21 protein-coding genes are annotated in these 16027 nt (G+C 51.4%); 9 read left to right on the top strand and 12 right to left on the bottom strand.

Annotated elements, in window-relative coordinates; all coding sequences use genetic code 11:
• Positions 1-42: 42 nt before the first annotated feature.
• Positions 43-336 carry a ribosome assembly RNA-binding protein YhbY gene (gene yhbY / locus ACUY4Q_RS02930; protein WP_458045612.1) on the top strand — a complete coding sequence of 98 codons (294 nt, stop codon included), beginning with the start codon at positions 43-45 and terminating at the stop codon, positions 334-336.
• A gap of 152 nt (positions 337-488) precedes the next feature.
• Here the strand turns inward: yhbY and greA are convergent, their stop codons facing one another.
• Entirely contained in the window at positions 489-965 is a 477-nt protein-coding gene (gene greA, locus ACUY4Q_RS02925; protein WP_458045611.1) for a transcription elongation factor GreA, read from the bottom strand.
• Positions 966-1212: 247 nt separating this feature from the next.
• Between greA and dacB the strand changes: the two genes are divergently transcribed.
• Positions 1213-2646: a serine-type D-Ala-D-Ala carboxypeptidase gene (dacB, locus tag ACUY4Q_RS02920; protein WP_458045610.1), complete on the top strand. Its 1434-nt coding sequence runs from the start codon at positions 1213-1215 to the stop codon at positions 2644-2646.
• 81 nt (positions 2647-2727) lie between these two features.
• Here dacB and cgtA read toward each other — a convergent pair whose 3' ends face one another.
• The 4 genes from cgtA to rplU all read right to left on the bottom strand — a co-directional run bounded on the left by cgtA (position 2728) and on the right by rplU (position 5564).
• Positions 2728-3900 carry an Obg family GTPase CgtA gene (cgtA, locus tag ACUY4Q_RS02915; protein WP_458045609.1) on the bottom strand — a complete coding sequence of 391 codons (1173 nt, stop codon included), beginning with the start codon at positions 3898-3900 and terminating at the stop codon, positions 2728-2730.
• A 15-nt stretch (positions 3901-3915) separates the two neighbouring features.
• Complete coding sequence (locus tag ACUY4Q_RS02910) at positions 3916-4881, bottom strand: DMT family transporter (protein WP_458045608.1); 966 nt, start codon at positions 4879-4881, stop codon at positions 3916-3918.
• Between the two features lie 95 nt (positions 4882-4976).
• On the bottom strand, positions 4977-5234 hold the full coding sequence (gene rpmA / locus ACUY4Q_RS02905; RefSeq protein ID WP_064541895.1) for a 50S ribosomal protein L27: 258 nt from the start codon (positions 5232-5234) through the stop codon (positions 4977-4979).
• A gap of 18 nt (positions 5235-5252) precedes the next feature.
• Positions 5253-5564, bottom strand: a complete 312-nt coding sequence (gene rplU / locus ACUY4Q_RS02900) for a 50S ribosomal protein L21 (RefSeq protein ID WP_437431722.1) — start codon at positions 5562-5564, stop codon at positions 5253-5255.
• A 259-nt stretch (positions 5565-5823) separates the two neighbouring features.
• Here rplU and ispB point away from each other — a divergent pair, with 259 nt between their 5' ends.
• Both ispB and sfsB read left to right on the top strand, forming a co-directional pair.
• A complete protein-coding gene (ispB, locus tag ACUY4Q_RS02895; protein ID WP_458045607.1) occupies positions 5824-6795 on the top strand; it encodes an octaprenyl diphosphate synthase in 972 nt (323 codons plus the stop codon).
• A 215-nt stretch (positions 6796-7010) separates the two neighbouring features.
• Entirely contained in the window at positions 7011-7283 is a 273-nt protein-coding gene (gene sfsB, locus ACUY4Q_RS02890; RefSeq protein ID WP_458045606.1) for a DNA-binding transcriptional regulator SfsB, read from the top strand.
• A 54-nt stretch (positions 7284-7337) separates the two neighbouring features.
• On the opposite strand, the gene murA is transcribed toward sfsB, so the two are convergent.
• The 7 genes from murA to mlaF form a co-directional block, all read right to left on the bottom strand.
• Positions 7338-8597 (bottom strand): UDP-N-acetylglucosamine 1-carboxyvinyltransferase, encoded by a 1260-nt coding sequence (murA, locus tag ACUY4Q_RS02885; protein ID WP_458045605.1) that lies wholly within the window; start codon positions 8595-8597, stop codon positions 7338-7340.
• Between the two features lie 52 nt (positions 8598-8649).
• Positions 8650-8904 carry a BolA family iron metabolism protein IbaG gene (gene ibaG / locus ACUY4Q_RS02880; RefSeq protein ID WP_458045604.1) on the bottom strand — a complete coding sequence of 85 codons (255 nt, stop codon included), beginning with the start codon at positions 8902-8904 and terminating at the stop codon, positions 8650-8652.
• 126 nt (positions 8905-9030) lie between these two features.
• On the bottom strand, positions 9031-9324 hold the full coding sequence (gene mlaB, locus ACUY4Q_RS02875; protein WP_458045603.1) for a lipid asymmetry maintenance protein MlaB: 294 nt from the start codon (positions 9322-9324) through the stop codon (positions 9031-9033).
• Positions 9324-9959, bottom strand: coding sequence for a phospholipid-binding protein MlaC (gene mlaC / locus ACUY4Q_RS02870; protein WP_458045602.1), 636 nt, complete (start codon positions 9957-9959; stop codon positions 9324-9326). The genes mlaB and mlaC overlap by 1 nt, the downstream gene beginning before the upstream one ends.
• A 16-nt stretch (positions 9960-9975) precedes the next feature.
• Positions 9976-10527: an outer membrane lipid asymmetry maintenance protein MlaD gene (mlaD, locus tag ACUY4Q_RS02865; RefSeq protein ID WP_458045601.1), complete on the bottom strand. Its 552-nt coding sequence runs from the start codon at positions 10525-10527 to the stop codon at positions 9976-9978.
• A 4-nt stretch (positions 10528-10531) separates the two neighbouring features.
• A complete protein-coding gene (gene mlaE / locus ACUY4Q_RS02860) occupies positions 10532-11314 on the bottom strand; it encodes a lipid asymmetry maintenance ABC transporter permease subunit MlaE (RefSeq protein ID WP_458045600.1) in 783 nt (260 codons plus the stop codon).
• 7 nt (positions 11315-11321) lie between these two features.
• Positions 11322-12134: a phospholipid ABC transporter ATP-binding protein MlaF gene (gene mlaF, locus ACUY4Q_RS02855; RefSeq protein ID WP_458045599.1), complete on the bottom strand. Its 813-nt coding sequence runs from the start codon at positions 12132-12134 to the stop codon at positions 11322-11324.
• A 230-nt stretch (positions 12135-12364) separates the two neighbouring features.
• Between mlaF and ACUY4Q_RS02850 the strand changes: the two genes are divergently transcribed.
• The 5 genes from ACUY4Q_RS02850 to lptA are packed head-to-tail and all read left to right on the top strand — an operon-like array spanning position 12365 to position 16022.
• Positions 12365-13342: a calcium/sodium antiporter gene (locus ACUY4Q_RS02850; RefSeq protein WP_458045598.1), complete on the top strand. Its 978-nt coding sequence runs from the start codon at positions 12365-12367 to the stop codon at positions 13340-13342.
• An 11-nt stretch (positions 13343-13353) separates the two neighbouring features.
• Positions 13354-14340, top strand: a complete 987-nt coding sequence (kdsD, locus tag ACUY4Q_RS02845) for an arabinose-5-phosphate isomerase KdsD (protein WP_458045597.1) — start codon at positions 13354-13356, stop codon at positions 14338-14340.
• A 14-nt stretch (positions 14341-14354) separates the two neighbouring features.
• A complete protein-coding gene (gene kdsC, locus ACUY4Q_RS02840) occupies positions 14355-14921 on the top strand; it encodes a 3-deoxy-manno-octulosonate-8-phosphatase KdsC (protein WP_458045596.1) in 567 nt (188 codons plus the stop codon).
• Positions 14918-15493: an LPS export ABC transporter periplasmic protein LptC gene (gene lptC, locus ACUY4Q_RS02835; protein WP_458045595.1), complete on the top strand. Its 576-nt coding sequence runs from the start codon at positions 14918-14920 to the stop codon at positions 15491-15493. Before kdsC ends, lptC begins: the two co-directional genes overlap by 4 nt.
• Entirely contained in the window at positions 15462-16022 is a 561-nt protein-coding gene (gene lptA / locus ACUY4Q_RS02830) for a lipopolysaccharide ABC transporter substrate-binding protein LptA (RefSeq protein ID WP_437431709.1), read from the top strand. The genes lptC and lptA overlap by 32 nt, the downstream gene beginning before the upstream one ends.
• Positions 16023-16027 lie beyond the last annotated feature (5 nt).

Here is a 16027-nt window from a genome sequence, read left to right as displayed (position 1 = left end):
TAGAATGACCCGTTTTCAATCCCAACGTAAGCAAAATATACGATGAATCTTAGTACTAAACAAAAACAGCACCTGAAAGGTCTGGCACATCCGCTCAAGCCGGTCGTTATGCTTGGCAACAATGGTTTGACCGAAGGGGTGCTGGCCGAGATCGAACAAGCGTTAGAGCACCATGAACTTATCAAGGTCAAAATCGCTACCGAAGACCGCGAGAATAAAACCTTGATCGTGGAAGCCATCGTGCGCGAAACCGGCGCCTGTAATGTACAGGTCATCGGTAAAACGCTGGTGCTTTATCGTCCGTCTAAAGAGCGCAAAATCTCGCTACCGCGCTAAGGATATCCTTAATTGAACACAAAATCTGTGTAAAACGAGGGGTTTTCGCTAGTAGACGAGCAAAATGCCATGCTCAAGGAGTTGTTAAAAGGCCGCAGTGCGGCCTTTTTCTTTTCTTTACAATACGTCAACAATCGTGTTTTGCGAAGAAATTACACGTATTCCACTTTGATAATTTCAAATTCGACATCACCGCCAGGGGTGCGAATGTTGACCACATCATCCTGTTCTTTGCCGACCAGGCCACGCGCGATCGGTGAATTTACCGAGATCAGATTCTGCTTAAAATCAGCCTCATCGTCACCCACAATACGGTAGGTTTGCTCTTCATCATTGTCGAGATTGAGCACGGTGACGGTAGAACCAAAAATAACGCGGCCATTGTTCGGGATTTTCGAAATATCAATGACCTGTGCGTTTGACAGCTTGGCTTCGATGTCTTTGATACGCCCTTCGCAAAAACCCTGCTGCTCACGCGCCGCGTGATATTCAGCATTTTCTTTCAAATCGCCGTGTTCGCGCGCTTCCGCAATGGCGGCAATGATTACAGGGCGACGCACGGACTTCAGATGGTCCAGCTCTTCACGAAGTTTTTCGGCACCGCGTAAAGTCATCGGAATAGCTTGCATTTATATACCTCTTAAACATTCCTGTAGGGAGCAGTTCTTCCGCCCCGGTTGCTATGTCTGACCAAAAAAGGACGCTGCCCCGGGTCAGAAGCAATAGAAAACTGACCCGGAGACAAAGCTCCAGGTCAGCGGCAATTTTTCAATTTGATACGCATTTTAACCGGAAGTTCACTATGGGTCATCGTTTACTTTCCGGGTCGATGCACCGTAGTATGACGGCTTGTTTCCAGGTTGTTAGCGCGAGATTATGCGATTTTCCAGATTTATCATCGGATTGACCACGAGTATAGCCCTGAATGTTCAGGCCGCGAATGTCGACGAATACATTAACCAGTTGCCTGACGGTGCAAATCTTGCGTTGATGGTACAGAAAGTGGGTGCTCAGGGGCCGGAGATTGATTATCACGCCAATCAAATGGCGCTGCCGGCCAGTACGCAAAAGGTGATCACGGCGTTGGCCGCGCTCTTGCAACTGGGTCCCGATTTTCGTTTTACCACCACCCTGGAAACCAAAGGCACGGTAAATAGCGGCGTGCTCAAAGGCGATCTTATCGCACGATTTGGCGGCGATCCAACGTTAAAACGCCAGAATATCCGCAATATGGTGGCGACATTAAAAAAATCCGGGATAGAGAAAATCGATGGCAATGTGCTTATCGACACCTCTGTCTTTGCCAGCCATGATAAGGCACCCGGCTGGCCCTGGAATGACATGACGCAATGTTTCAGTGCCCCACCAGCCGCTGCCATCATCGATCGTAACTGTTTTTCCATTTCGTTATACAGCGCACAAAAAGCGGGAGACCTGGCGTATATCCGCGTCGCTTCCTACTATCCGGTCAATATGTTCAGCCAGGTGCGGACCCTCGCGCGCGGCTCTTCAGAAGCTCAGTATTGTGAGCTGGACGTGGTGCCTGGCGACTTAAATCGCTTCACGTTAACAGGGTGCCTGCCGCAACGCGCTGAGCCGCTGCCTTTGGCGTTCGCCATTCAGGACGGTGCCAGCTATGCGGGCGCAATTCTTAAGGCTGAGCTCGCAGACGCCGGCATCAGCTATTCCGGCACACTGTTACGCCAGACGTTAGTCAATGAGCCGGGAACCGTGATTGCAACAACGCAATCAGCGCCACTGCATGATTTACTCAAAACGATGTTGAAAAAATCGGACAACATGATTGCCGATACGGTTTTCCGAATGATTGGTCACGCCCGTTTTGGCGTTCCCGGTACCTGGCGAGCCGGTTCTGATGCGGTCAGACAGATTTTGCGTCAGCAGGCCGGTGTGGATATTGGCAATACCATTATTGCTGATGGCTCCGGGTTATCTCGTCATAACCTGATTGCCCCTTCCACAATGATGCAAGTGTTGCAATACATCGCGCAACACGACAGTGAACTCAACTACATATCTATGCTGCCGCTGGCGGGTCATGATGGCTCGCTGCAATACCGTGCCGGGCTGCATGAAGCAGGTGTAGACGGTAAGGTTTCAGCGAAGACGGGCTCGTTACAGGGGGTCTATAACCTGGCGGGTTTCATTACGACATCAAGCGGGCAGAGGATGGCCTTCGTGCAGTACCTCTCAGGCTATGCCGTTGAGCCTGCAGACCAGCGTAATCGTCGCATTCCTTTGGTACGTTTCGAAAGCCGTTTATATAAAGACATCTACCAGAACAACTAATAAAAAAGCCGGATAGCAGTCAAACTGTTACCCGGCTCTCAATCTGACACCCTGCATATTCAATGCAGGGTGATGATTAACTTAACGTTTGTAGATGAATTCGACGCCTTCTTCATCATCTTCGTCCCAATCGTCGTCATCGAGATCGTCTTCTTCAACCTCAACCTCTTCGAGCTGCTGACGATGGTAATCGTCCCACATGAACTCGACTTTCTCAGGCTGCTTCGCTTCCTGCGCTTTCTCGACCGGATTCTCAATGATGAAGGTCATCACATCCCAGCAAAGATCTTTCACACCCTGGTGGCTGGCTGCAGAGATCAAATAGAACTCCCCTTCCCAACCCAGAGCGTCAGCAATTTCTTTCGCTTTGGTCTGTGCCGTTTCTTTATCCATCAGGTCGATTTTATTGAAAACCAACCAGCGAGGTTTGGCCGCCAGCTGCTCGCTGTATTTTTCCAGCTCACCGATGATGATGCGCGCGTTTTCAACCGGATCTGAACCATCAATCGGATCAATGTCGATCAGGTGCAGCAGAACACGACAACGCTCAAGGTGTTTCAGGAAGCGAATACCCAGCCCGGCACCTTCTGCAGCACCTTCAATCAAGCCTGGAATATCGGCAACCACGAAGCTCTTTTCGTTGTCCATACGAACAACACCTAAGCTCGGCACCAGGGTAGTAAACGGATAATCCGCCACTTTCGGTTTTGCCGCCGAGACAGCACGGATGAAGGTCGATTTACCGGCATTCGGCATACCGAGCATACCCACGTCAGCCAGCAGCATCAGCTCCAACGCCAGCTCGCGTTTATCACCGGGTGTACCCATCGTTTTTTGGCGCGGGGTACGGTTGACAGAGGATTTAAAGCGCGTGTTGCCCAGCCCATGCCAGCCACCTTTGGCTACCATCAGACGTTGACCATGATTGGTCATGTCGCCCATGGTCTCACCGGTGCCCTGATCGATGACGCGTGTTCCCATAGGGACTTTAACGGTCACGTCTTTTCCGCGCTTACCGGTACAGTCACGACCCTGGCCATTCTGGCCACGCTCTGCACGGAAGGATTTTTCAAAACGGTAGTCGATCAGGGTGTTCAGGTTTTCGTCAGCTTCCAGCCACACGTCACCGCCATCACCACCGTCGCCGCCATCAGGGCCGCCATGCGGAATATATTTTTCGCGACGGAAGCTAACGCAACCATTGCCACCATCACCTGCCACGACCAGGATTGTCGCTTCATCAACAAACTTCATTTTACTCTCCGTTACTCATTCGCCTGAGCGGGGCATAGTGACGATCACTTCACGCTTACGCCATCGTCCCCAGAGACGATGGCCAATGGCGGAATACATCGCTCCCGCAACCACGACAAACGCACCGAGATAACCGATAAGGTTTAACATCGGTCTGGCGAAAAAATCGGGCCAGGCCATTGATAATAAATCTGAAAATAGCAGTGTAAACAGAGGAGTCAGCGTAATTAACGCACTCACCTGCGCTGCCTGCCAGCGCGCCATGGCTTCCGCCAGCGCGCCGTAACCTACCAGCGTGTTCAAACCACAAAAAACCAGGCATGCCATCTGCCAACTGCTCAGTTGGAAGACAACGTCCGGTTTTGCCAGCGGCAACAACGCTATCGTACATAAAGTGTACAGCAAAAAAAGGATCTGCTGTGAGGCCAGACGACGCAACAAAACTTTCTGCGCAACGCCATAGCTGACCCAAACCGTTGCGGCGCCCACGCCAAAGATGACGCCCCATGTGTAATCGGTCAGTCGGGTAAAAATTTCGATCAGGCTGGTATTAAAAAACAGCAACAGCCCACAAAGCAGCATTGTCGCACCCACTATCTGTGTTCCGCGCATTTTCTCTTTCAGGATAACGACGCTGGCTACCATCATCCCGACCGGAGAAAGCTGCCCAATGACCTGCGATGCAGTTGGGCTCAGATATTGCAGGGAGGAACTAAAAAGGATGAAGTTCCCAAACAAACCGCCGGTTGCGATTGCCAATAAAAGCAACCATTTGGGCTTACGGAAAATACGCAATGGGGGAAGCTTACGCTTACAGGCTAAAATAGTGCCAAGACCTATACCCGCCATTAAGAAGCGATAAAACACCACCGTAGGAGGTTCCATCACTTCCAGCACCTGCTTCATCGCAATGGGCAATGCACCCCAGCACATCGCTGTTGTCAGTGCCAGGAGAATACCCATGCCTGCCTGCTGTTTCATGCCCGTATTCCCTGTCAGAATTTCACCGGACTCTTAATGTAAAAAGCCCCGCAACACGTTGCGGGGCTTTAATCCGTTACCGGACCACGAAAAACTTACTCAGCAACAATGCTGATGTATTTACGGTTGTTCGGGCCTTTAACTTCGAATTTCACTTTACCGTCTGCTTTAGCAAACAGAGTGTGGTCCTTGCCGCAACCCACGTTAGAACCAGCGTGGAATTTAGTACCACGTTGACGAACGATGATGCTACCAGCCAGAACTGTTTCGCCGCCAAAGCGTTTTACGCCCAGACGTTTAGCTTCTGAATCGCGACCGTTACGAGTCGAGCCGCCAGCCTTTTTATGTGCCATTTAATCTGCTCCCCTGTCTTAAGCGCTGATGCCAGTGATTTTCACATCAGTGAACCACTGACGATGGCCCTGCTGCTTACGATAGTGTTTACGACGACGAAACTTAACAATTTTAACTTTCTCGCCACGACCGTGAGCAACGATTTCAGCTTTGATTACGCCGCCATCAACGAAAGGAACGCCGATTTTGACTTCTTCACCGTTTGCGATCATCAGAACTTCAGCGAACTCGATAGTTTCGCCAGTTGCGATGTCCAGCTTTTCCAGGCGAACGGTCTGACCTTCGCTTACTCGGTGTTGTTTACCACCACTTTGGAAAACCGCGTACATAAAAAACTCCGCTTCTGCGCACACCTTATGAATGATTAAGAGCGCGCTATAAATATTCACAATAGGGCGCGAATATTACGCAAAACGCGAGGCTTTGACAAGTGCTAGCATCACTCCATGAAGAAAAAAAACACAACGTGTACGGCGACGTTTATCTGGCGCGTTTTTTCAGTACAATCAGCAATACTATTCTAACCCGTAACCCTTCGTTATCCCATTTTGATATGTGGTAAACAGGACTGAAAGCCCGGCTTTTGCGATGAATTTAGAAAAAATCAATGAGTTAACCGCGCAAGATATGGCGGGTGTTAATGCGACAATCCTGCAGCAGCTCAACTCGGATGTTCAGCTAATCAACCAGTTGGGTTATTACATCGTCAGCGGAGGCGGTAAACGTATCCGTCCGATGATCGCCGTCCTTGCCGCGCGAGCAGTGGGCTATGAAGGTAATGCACATGTCACTATTGCCGCCTTAATCGAATTTATCCACACCGCCACGCTGCTGCATGACGATGTTGTGGATGAGTCTGATATGCGTCGTGGCAAAGCAACGGCCAACGCGGCCTTTGGCAATGCAGCCAGCGTTTTGGTGGGTGACTTTATCTACACCCGTGCGTTTCAAATGATGACCAGCCTGGGTTCATTACGCGTGCTGGAAGTGATGTCAGAGGCGGTCAACGTTATTGCAGAAGGTGAAGTGCTGCAGTTGATGAACGTCAACGATCCGAACATCACCGAAGAAAACTACATGCGCGTGATTTACAGCAAAACAGCGCGTTTGTTTGAAGCAGCAGCGCAGTGTTCAGGCATGCTCGCAGAGTGTAGTCCTGCACAAGAAAAAGCCTTACAGGATTATGGTCGCTATCTGGGTACGGCGTTCCAGTTGATTGATGATCTACTGGATTACAGCGCTGATGGCGAAACACTCGGTAAAAATACGGGTGATGACCTCAACGAAGGTAAACCTACCCTCCCGCTTCTTCATGCCATGCATCATGGCAATGCAGAACAGGCGAGTATGATTCGCGAAGCCATTGAGAACGGAAACGGGCGTCACCTGCTTGAACCGGTTCTGGAAGCTATGGCCGAATGCGGTTCGCTTGAGTGGACGCGCCAGCGTGCAGAGGAAGAGGCTGACAAGGCGATTAGCGCGTTGCAAATCCTCCCTGACTCCCCATGGCGTGAAGCGCTTATCGGACTGGCCCACATCGCCGTTCAGCGCGATCACTAATCTCTCCCCCTGACTTTCCCGCTGCTGGCGGGAAAGTTTCAATAAGTTCCAAAAAATACTCTACTGGTTTATAAAACCCCTAAACACCGCCCTGGCAGAATCCTAAAGTTAAAAAACCTTACATGAACTTTTTAGAGCTTTCGTTCTTATATGCGTATATTAAGCGTGCTTATTTACTGTCATGTATGAACAGGTTTTGTTACCAGGGAGGAGTAATGGAAGGTAAATTTATCGACTGGCACACCGCAGATATCATTGCAGGTCTGCACAAAAAAGGAACATCACTCGCGGCTGAATCACGCAAAAATGGGCTGTCGTCTTCGACGCTGGCAAATGCGTTAAGTCGTTCCTGGCCCAAAGGTGAGCTTATTATTGCCCGTGCGCTGGATACCGATCCTTGGGTTATCTGGCCTTCACGCTATCACGATCCGGTGACACATGAATTTATTGACCGGACCAGCATGATGCGGCAAAAAAGAGTGAAATAAGAAATAAAAAAGCCCCTGACCAGACCTGGCAGGGGCTTTTGCAAACGGAAAAAGTTATTCGCCTTTTACGCGTTCGATATTTGCGCCAAGCGCACGCAATTTATCTTCGATACGTTCATAGCCGCGGTCGATGTGATAGATACGGTCAACAATCGTGGTCCCTTCCGCAATACAACCCGCCAGCACCAGGCTCGCAGAGGCACGCAGATCCGTTGCCATAACTTGCGCACCGGAGAGTTTTTCCACGCCGTAGCAAATGGCCGTATTGCTCTCGATTTCCGCATGCGCGCCCATACGGATCAGTTCAGGAATGTGCATGAAACGGTTTTCGAAAATCGTTTCAGTGATCACACCCGTTCCTTCAGCGACCAGGTTAAGCAGCGTGAACTGGGCCTGCATGTCGGTCGGGAATGCCGGATGTGGCGCGGTACGTACGGTCACAGCCTTTGGACGTTTGCCATGCATGTCCAGGCTGACCCAGTCTTCGCCGACTTCGATATCCGCACCCGCTTCACGCAGTTTAGCCAGGACGGCATCAAGCGTATCAGGCTGAGCATTACGGCATACAATCTTGCCGCCAGAGATCGCCGCAGCCACCAGGAAAGTACCGGTTTCGATACGATCCGGCAGTACGCTGTAAGTGCCACCACCAATACGCTCAACGCCCTGGATGGTGATACGGTCGGTACCCTGACCGCTGATTTTTGCTCCTAACGCATTCAGGAAGTTGGCGGTATCAACAATTTCCGGTTCACGCGCAGCGTTTTCAATGACGGTCGTTCCCTCTGCAAGGGTAGCCGCAGACAGAATAGTCACCGTCGCACCGACGCTGACTTTATCCATCACGATATGCGCGCCTTTCAGACGTCCGGCAACGCTCGCTTTAACGTAACCTTCTTCCAGTTTGATCTCAGCACCGAGCTGCTCCAGACCGGAGATATGCAAATCAACCGGACGTGCGCCGATAGCACAACCGCCAGGCAGAGAAACCTGACCCTGACCAAAACGCGCCACCAGTGGACCCAGCGCCCAGATAGAGGCACGCATAGTTTTCACCAGGTCATAGGGAGCACAGAAAACGTCAACCTTGCTCGCATCGATCCAGACGGATCCATTACGCTCCACTTTGGTACCCAGCTGGCTGAGTAACTTCATGGTAGTGTCGATGTCTTTCAGTTTCGGAACGTTGCGGATTTCTACCGGTTCTTCAGCCAGCAAAGCGGCAAAGAGGATAGGCAGCGCGGCGTTTTTTGCGCCTGAAATTGTGACTTCGCCCTGGAGCCGGGTCGGCCCCTGTACACGAAACTTATCCATTCATCTGTTCTCTGTTAAGAATTCACACGCGCTGCGGGCCTGGGCCCGTAGCTCAAAAACCGTTTAGCTTGCGATCGCGCGCCCATTCCTGCGGCGTAAATGCTTTGATCGACAGAGCGTGGATGCGGTTATCCGCAATGTATTCCGATAAAGGGCCATAAACCGCCTGCTGTTTCTTGACGCGGCTCATCCCGTCGAATACCTCACCCACAGCAATAACCTGAAAGTGACTGCCATCGCCAGAGACGTGGGCTTCCTGGAGAGAGAGTGCATTCATCAGCACTGTCTGAATTTCATGATTTTCCATGGGCGTTAATTTCATCTAATAGTGAAAACAGCCACACATCTTAGAGGAAAGTGCGGCGGTCTTAAATAAGCAAAAAGCCTCGCTGATAAATCAAACGAGGCTTTTAAGAGTAACGTACTGAAAAAATTAGCGAGGCAATACTTCAACCGGCAAATTATAGAGCTCAGCAAGCGTTCGTAAATTTTCGCTGATACCTTCAAGCGAAACCTTATGCCCTTGCTTTTTCCCCAAATCAACAAGGTGGATCAGCAACGCAACGCCAGCCGTATCAATGCGGGTAATCCCCTGAAGGTCGATGCAGTGCACGCCCTTCATCGCCTCAACGCGCGTGTCCCATAATGGATTTAGCACGTCCTGATCGAGTTCACCCTGTAGTGCCAGTCGATCGCCTTCGCGCGTCCAGCTAAGCTGAACAGCCATTATTTTTTCTCATCCAGCGTAATTTTCTGGCGGGAAATAGACTGCAGCTGAGCTGTCAGGCCATCAATGCCTTTTGTGCGCAGCAGGTCGCTCCACTCATTCTGCTTGGTGGTGATCATACTGACGCCTTCGGCGATCATATCGTAGGCCTGCCAATTGCCAGACTGACTATTTTTACGCCACTGGAAATCAAGACGGACAGGCGGGCGGCCATTCGGGTCGGTAATGGTGACACGAATCGGGACAATCGTCGCATCGCCCAGCGGCTTTTCAGGGGCAATCTGGTAGCCCTGACCGTGATACAGAGCCAGCGCCTGGCCATAAGCCTGCTTCAGGTATTCACGGAAGGCAGCGAAATAAGCTTCACGCTGCGCCGGCGTGGCGTCTTTATAGTAACGCCCCAGCACCAAAGCACCGGCATACTTCACCTGCACGTAAGGCAGCAATTCCTGATCGACGATCTCACGCAGATAATCGGGGTTGGAACGAATTTTAGGCTGCTCATTTTTAAGACGATCGAAAGTCTTTTGCGCCGCTTCCTGCATCGCTTTATAGGGATTGCTCTGCTCTACTGCGTTGGCAAGGCCCAGGGGGGCGATAACCAGCATGGCCACCATTAATAGACGTTTAAACATGCGTCAATTCTCCTCGTTAATTCGTCGAACCAGCTGACGGTGCGCTGGAAGTATCATCCTGCTGCTGCGGCTGCGCATCGCCGGAATTCTTATTGTCGCTTCCCTTACTGCTGTAAAGGAATTGTCCGATAAGATCCTCAAGAACCATAGCGGACTTGGTATCCTGGATAGTGCTGCCTTCTTTAAGCATAGAAGTTCCCAGCTCAGGATCCTCAAAACCAACATTCAGTGCGAGATATTGCTCACCCAGCAGTCCAGAGGTGCGAATAGCTAATGAACTGGTATCCGGGATCTGGTTGTAACGCTCTTCAATGTCCAGCGCAACGCGCGGCAGATAGGTCTTTGCATCAAGCTCAATGTCGGCGACACGGCCCACCACGACCCCACCAATACGGACCGGTGAGCGTGCTTTAAGACCACCGATATTATCGAAGGTAGCGTAAATACGGTAAGTTGGCTCTGTACGCATCGAAGCCACATCCGCCGCTTTCAGACAAATGAAGAGCGCGGCAAGCAGTGCCACCAGAACAAAAATGCCAACCCAAATTTCACTTTTTTTCGTTTGCATGAACTCAATTCCCAAACATCAATGCGGTGAGCACAAAATCAAGGCCGAGTACGGCCAATGAAGCGTGCACAACGGTACGTGTTGTCGCCCGGCTAATCCCGGCAGAAGTCGGAATCGCATCGTAACCGTTAAATAAGGCAATCCAGGTCACGGTGATAGCGAACACCACACTTTTAATCAGACAGTTAATCAGATCCAGACGCAAGTCGACAGCATCCTGCATGGCCGACCAGAAGAATCCCGAATCGATTCCTTTCCAGTTCACACCCACCAGTGAGCCGCCCCAAATGCCTACGGCAACAAAAATGATTGTTAGCAGCGGAAGCGAGATGACGCCGGCCCAAAAACGTGGCGCGATGACGCGACGTAAGGGATCAACCGCCATCATCTCGAGGCTGGAAAGCTGCTCCGTGGCCCGCATCAGTCCGATTTCCGCCGTCAGCGCCGAACCTGCACGGCCGGCATAGAGTAACGCCGCGACAACCGGCCCAAGCTCACGCAACAGGGATAGCGCAACCAGCATGCCAAGGCTGGTTTCAGCGCTGTAGGTCGTAAGCACCAGATAGCCTTGAAGTCCAAGCACCATACCAATGAACACCCCAGAAACCAGGATGATGAGCATCGACAAGACGCCCACATGGTAGAGCTGACGCATCAGAAGAGGCGCATGCTTACGGAATTCAGGCTTACCGACGATCGCGTTAAATAGCATTAAACCGGCGCGGCCAAACGTCGCGATCGTTTTGATCCCGCGGTGCCCGAGCGACGCCAGTGCTTGTAGCAGCATGAGTGGCTTAACTCCCTGTCTCTAATAAATCGAATTGATACTCACCGGCAGGATAGCGGAAAGGAACCGGGCCATCGGCAATACCGTCAAGAAACTGGCGAACGCGAGGATCGCCGTTCTCTTGCAGCCCCTGTGCGCTGCCATGGGCAACAATTTTTTTATCCGCCACGATATACGCATAATCAGCAATACTCAGGACTTCAGGCACATCATGCGAGACCACAATGCAGGTCACGCCCAACACACTGTTCAGCTCGGAAATCAGTTTGACCAACACGCCCATCGTGATCGGATCCTGGCCGACGAAGGGTTCGTCGAACATGATCAAATCCGGCTCCAGCGCGATAGCACGAGCCAGCGCAGCACGACGCGCCATCCCCCCCGAAAGTTCAGAAGGCATGAGTTTGGCTGCGCCACGCAAGCCAACGGCTTCCAGCTTCATCATCACCGTACTTTTCAGCAGCGGCTCAGGTAAATTCGTATGTTCACGCAACGGGTAAGCCACGTTTTCAAATACCGTGAGATCGGTAAAGAGCGCACCGGATTGAAACAACATACTCATTCTTTTACGGACGGTGAACAGTCGGGATCGACTCATCTCGGGTATGTTTTCACCGTCGAAGAGGATCTCACCTTTATCTGGAGGAATCTGACCACCGATAAGGCGTAATAGCGTTGTTTTGCCGATCCCTGACGGCCCCATGATCGCAGTGATCTTTCCGCGTGGCACCGTCAGAGAAATATTGTCAAAAATCAGACGGTTACTCCGTGAAAAACTCACGCCATGGATATCAACGAGATTCGCCACTGTCTGGCTCATTCTTTCATCCTTATAAGCCCTGTCGGGTTGTGCATCATGGTCGATAACATCAAGAACCCAACATTTTTACAGAATATTACCTGCTTGAGTTAGCGAAAGCTGGCATTTGTTTTACTTTTGAGCCGCATAAAGTCAAAATTAAGACTTGTTTACGCCGCTCGAAACTCCCGGTATTTCCCGGCGATCGCAGCCTGCGGACCGGCAGATTATACCTCAAGAAAGGACGTTAGATGCTTTTAGCGACGGCGCTATTAATAATTGGTTTACTTTTGGTGGTCTACAGCGCCGATCGCCTTGTGTACGCAGCCTCGATCTTGTGCCGGAATTTGGGTATTCCCCCTCTGCTGATTGGCATGACGGTAGTGAGTATTGGCACCTCATTGCCGGAGATCATCGTTTCTGTCGCCGCCTCCATGCACGGTCAGCTTGATCTGGCCATCGGAACGGCGATCGGTTCCAATATCACCAACATTCTTTTAATTCTCGGTCTCGCCGCCTTCTTGCAACCCTTTACCGTGCATTCCGATATCTTACGTCGCGAGTTGCCGCTAATGTTGTTAACCAGTGTACTGGCAGGTCTGGTGCTTTACGACGGGCAACTGAGCTGGATTGACGGCATCTTTTTACTGCTTCTCGCCGTGCTGTGGCTGGTGTTCATTGTTAAAATCGCCCGCCTTGCTGAGCGTCAGGGCAATGATAGCCTGACGCGCGAGCAACTGGCTGAACTACCGCGAGAAGGTAGCTTGTCGGTGGCGTTCTTGTGGCTCGGCGTAGCATTAATTATCATGCCCATGGCCACAAGGATGGTGGTAGATAACGCGACCGTAATGGCGAACTATTTTGCCATGAGTGAGTTGACGATTGGCCTGACCGTCATTGCTATTGGGACGGGCCTGCCCGAGCTTGCCACCGCCATTGCCGGGGCACGTAAGGGTGAGGACGATATTGCCATTGGCAACATCATCGGCTCGAATATTTTCAATATCACTCTGGTTCTGGGGCTGCCTGCGCTGATTGCGCCGGGCGTATTCAACCCCCTCGCCTTCTCACGTGACTATGGCGTGATGCTGGTGGTTAGCGTGATCTTTGCCTTCACCTGTTGGCGACGCAAACAGCAATCCGGCAGAGCTCTTGGTGCTCTGCTGCTTATGGGCTTCTTCATTTGGTTGGCGCTGTTGTTTTGGGTAACGCCACGTTTGATGGGATAGGTGGAGTAAATATGTCGCATATTGATCTGCAACCTGGGTTCGATTTTCAGCAAGCCGGGCGGGACGTTCTTAACATTGAACGTGAAGGTCTGGCGCATCTCGATCAGTATATCAACCAGGACTTTGCACTCGCCTGCGAGAAAATTTTCTACTGCAGCGGCAAAGTGGTTGTGATGGGCATGGGGAAGTCGGGCCATATTGGCAGAAAGATGGCGGCGACCTTTGCCAGTACGGGGACGCCCTCGTTCTTTGTACACCCAGGTGAAGCCGCGCACGGCGATCTCGGTATGGTAAGCCCGCAGGATATCGTTATCGCGCTTTCCAATTCCGGTGAATCGAATGAAATTCTTGCGCTCATTCCGGTATTAAAACGGCTTAAAGTGTTGCTGATTTGCATGACCAGTCGCCCTGAAAGCAGCATGGGGCGAGCGGCGGATATTCACCTGAGCGTGAAAGTCCCCAAAGAGGCGTGTCCGCTCGGTCTGGCGCCGACCTCCAGCACGACGGCTGCATTGGTCATGGGAGATGCGTTAGCCGTCGCGCTTCTCAAGGCGCGTGGCTTCACGGCTGAAGACTTTGCCCTTTCGCATCCCGGCGGGGCGTTAGGGCGTAAACTGCTGTTACGCGTGAATGATATTATGCACACGGGGGATGAAATTCCTCATGTAAGCAAAGAGGCCTCACTCCGCGATGCGCTGCTGGAGATTACCCGTAAAAACCTGGGCCTGACGGTAATCTGTGATGATCTGATGAAAATTGAAGGTATCTTCACCGACGGGGATTTACGCCGCGTGTTTGATATGGGAGCAGACGTCCGCAGCCTCGGCATTGCTGATGTGATGACCCCAGGCGGCATACGTGTGCGGCCTGATATATTGGCAGTAGAAGCCCTGAATTTGATGCAATCCCGCCATATTACCGCCGTCCTGGTCGCCGATGGCGACCTGTTGCTGGGTGTGGTACATATGCATGATTTGCTGCGCGCGGGCGTAGTATAAAAAAGGATAAGATAATGAGTAATGTTGGAGCGTCGCTTGCGACCTGCTACGGTCCTGTCAGCACGCAGGTCATGGCGAAAGCCGAAAAAATTCGCCTGTTGATCCTGGATGTTGACGGTGTTTTGTCTGATGGCCTTATTTATATGGGCAACAGCGGCGAAGAGCTCAAGGCCTTTAACGTTCGCGATGGGTATGGTGTGCGTTGTGCGTTAACATCTGACATTGAGGTTGCCATCATTACCGGGCGAAAAGCTAAACTGTTAGAAGATCGTTGTGAAACACTGGGAATTACGCACCTTTACCAGGGGCAGTCAGACAAACTGCTGGCCTATCGTGAGCTTTTAACCAAGCTTGACCTGCAACCTGAGCAGGTGGCTTATGTGGGTGATGATTTGATCGACTGGCCAGTGATGGCGGAGATCGGTTTGAGCGTCGCCGTAGCCGATGCACATCCGCTGCTGATTCCGCGCGCGGATTACGTCACGCGTATCGCGGGAGGCCGCGGCGCCGTCCGTGAAGTCTGTGATTTATTATTACTGGCGCAAGGGAAACTTGATGAGGCCAAAGGGCAATCGATATGAGTAAAACCAGACGTTGGGTCATCATTTTGCTGGCACTTATCGTACTGGTACTGATTGGTGTGAATCTGGCTGACCGAGACTCTGCGGCGCCGGTGACCACCAATAGCAGTGATCCAACGTATAAAAGCGAGCATACCGATACGGTGGTGTACAGCCCGGAAGGTGCGCTGAATTACCGACTTATTGCGCAGCACGTGGAGTACTTTTCCGCTGAAGCGATAACGTGGTTCACCCAACCCGTACTGACGACATTCGATAAAGACAAGATCCCAGGGTGGTCCATTAAGGCGGATAAAGCCAAGCTCACCGATGACAGAATGCTTTATCTTTATGGCCATGTTGAAGTTAATGCGCTGACCGAAGACGCGCAACTTCGAAAAATTACGACGGATAACGCCCAGATAAATCTGGTCACGCAGGATGTGACCTCCGATGACAGGGTAACGTTATACGGAACAACATTTAATTCCACCGGCCTGAAAATGCGCGGCAACTTACGCAGCAAAACCGCAGAGCTGATTGAAAAGGTTAGAAGCTCATATGAAATTCAAAACAAACAAACTCAGCCTTAATGTTGTCCTGGCCAGCGCCCTCTTTGCTGCCAGCCTTCCGGCGCTTGCGGTGACGGGCGATACCGATCAGCCCATTCACATCGACTCCGACCAGCAGTCGCTGGATATGCAAGGCAATGTGGTGACCTTTACCGGTAATGTCATTGTTACCCAGGGCACCATTAAAATTAACGCTGATAAGGTCGTGGTCACCCGTCCTGGCGGTCAGCAGGGTAAAGAGGTCATTGACGGCTTCGGTAATCCAGCCACCTTCTATCAGCTCCAGGACAACGGAAAACCGGTCAAAGGTCATGCCTCCCAGATGCACTACGAGCTGGAAAAAGACTTTGTGATCCTGACGGGCAACGCGTACCTGGAGCAGCTTGATAGCAACATTAAAGGCGACAAGATCACCTACCTGGTGAAAGAGCAAAAGATGCAGGCGTTTAGCGAAAAAGGTAAACGTGTAACAACGGTTCTGGTCCCGTCTCAGTTGCAGGATAAGAGCAACAATCAGAACCCGGCCCCGGCGCAAAAAAAGAGTAACTAATTCGT

It is taken from the genome of Phytobacter cepae, assembly GCF_054165735.1.
This window is presented reverse-complemented; position numbering and strand designations above follow the sequence as displayed.

Bases quoted from the DNA above. Each gene is read 5' to 3' on its own strand.
- yhbY (WP_458045612.1), top strand. From the start codon at position 43: ATGAATCTTAGTACTAAACAAAAACAGCACCTGAAAGGTCTGGCACAT.
- kdsD (WP_458045597.1), top strand. From the start codon at position 13,354: ATGTCGCATATTGATCTGCAACCTGGGTTCGATTTTCAGCAAGCCGGG.
- lptC (WP_458045595.1), top strand. From the start codon at position 14,918: ATGAGTAAAACCAGACGTTGGGTCATCATTTTGCTGGCACTTATCGTA.
- ibaG (WP_458045604.1), bottom strand. From the start codon at position 8,904: ATGGAAAATCATGAAATTCAGACAGTGCTGATGAATGCACTCTCTCTC.
- mlaF (WP_458045599.1), bottom strand. From the start codon at position 12,134: ATGAGCCAGACAGTGGCGAATCTCGTTGATATCCATGGCGTGAGTTTT.
- mlaE (WP_458045600.1), bottom strand. From the start codon at position 11,314: ATGCTGCTACAAGCACTGGCGTCGCTCGGGCACCGCGGGATCAAAACG.
- mlaC (WP_458045602.1), bottom strand. From the start codon at position 9,959: ATGTTTAAACGTCTATTAATGGTGGCCATGCTGGTTATCGCCCCCCTG.
- rpmA (WP_064541895.1), bottom strand. From the start codon at position 5,234: ATGGCACATAAAAAGGCTGGCGGCTCGACTCGTAACGGTCGCGATTCA.
- lptA (WP_437431709.1), top strand. From the start codon at position 15,462: ATGAAATTCAAAACAAACAAACTCAGCCTTAATGTTGTCCTGGCCAGC.
- dacB (WP_458045610.1), top strand. From the start codon at position 1,213: ATGCGATTTTCCAGATTTATCATCGGATTGACCACGAGTATAGCCCTG.
- ACUY4Q_RS02910 (WP_458045608.1), bottom strand. From the start codon at position 4,881: ATGAAACAGCAGGCAGGCATGGGTATTCTCCTGGCACTGACAACAGCG.
- sfsB (WP_458045606.1), top strand. From the start codon at position 7,011: ATGGAAGGTAAATTTATCGACTGGCACACCGCAGATATCATTGCAGGT.
- kdsC (WP_458045596.1), top strand. From the start codon at position 14,355: ATGAGTAATGTTGGAGCGTCGCTTGCGACCTGCTACGGTCCTGTCAGC.
- greA (WP_458045611.1), bottom strand. From the start codon at position 965: ATGCAAGCTATTCCGATGACTTTACGCGGTGCCGAAAAACTTCGTGAA.
- ACUY4Q_RS02850 (WP_458045598.1), top strand. From the start codon at position 12,365: ATGCTTTTAGCGACGGCGCTATTAATAATTGGTTTACTTTTGGTGGTC.
- murA (WP_458045605.1), bottom strand. From the start codon at position 8,597: ATGGATAAGTTTCGTGTACAGGGGCCGACCCGGCTCCAGGGCGAAGTC.
- mlaB (WP_458045603.1), bottom strand. From the start codon at position 9,324: ATGGCTGTTCAGCTTAGCTGGACGCGCGAAGGCGATCGACTGGCACTA.
- rplU (WP_437431722.1), bottom strand. From the start codon at position 5,564: ATGTACGCGGTTTTCCAAAGTGGTGGTAAACAACACCGAGTAAGCGAA.
- cgtA (WP_458045609.1), bottom strand. From the start codon at position 3,900: ATGAAGTTTGTTGATGAAGCGACAATCCTGGTCGTGGCAGGTGATGGT.
- mlaD (WP_458045601.1), bottom strand. From the start codon at position 10,527: ATGCAAACGAAAAAAAGTGAAATTTGGGTTGGCATTTTTGTTCTGGTG.
- ispB (WP_458045607.1), top strand. From the start codon at position 5,824: ATGAATTTAGAAAAAATCAATGAGTTAACCGCGCAAGATATGGCGGGT.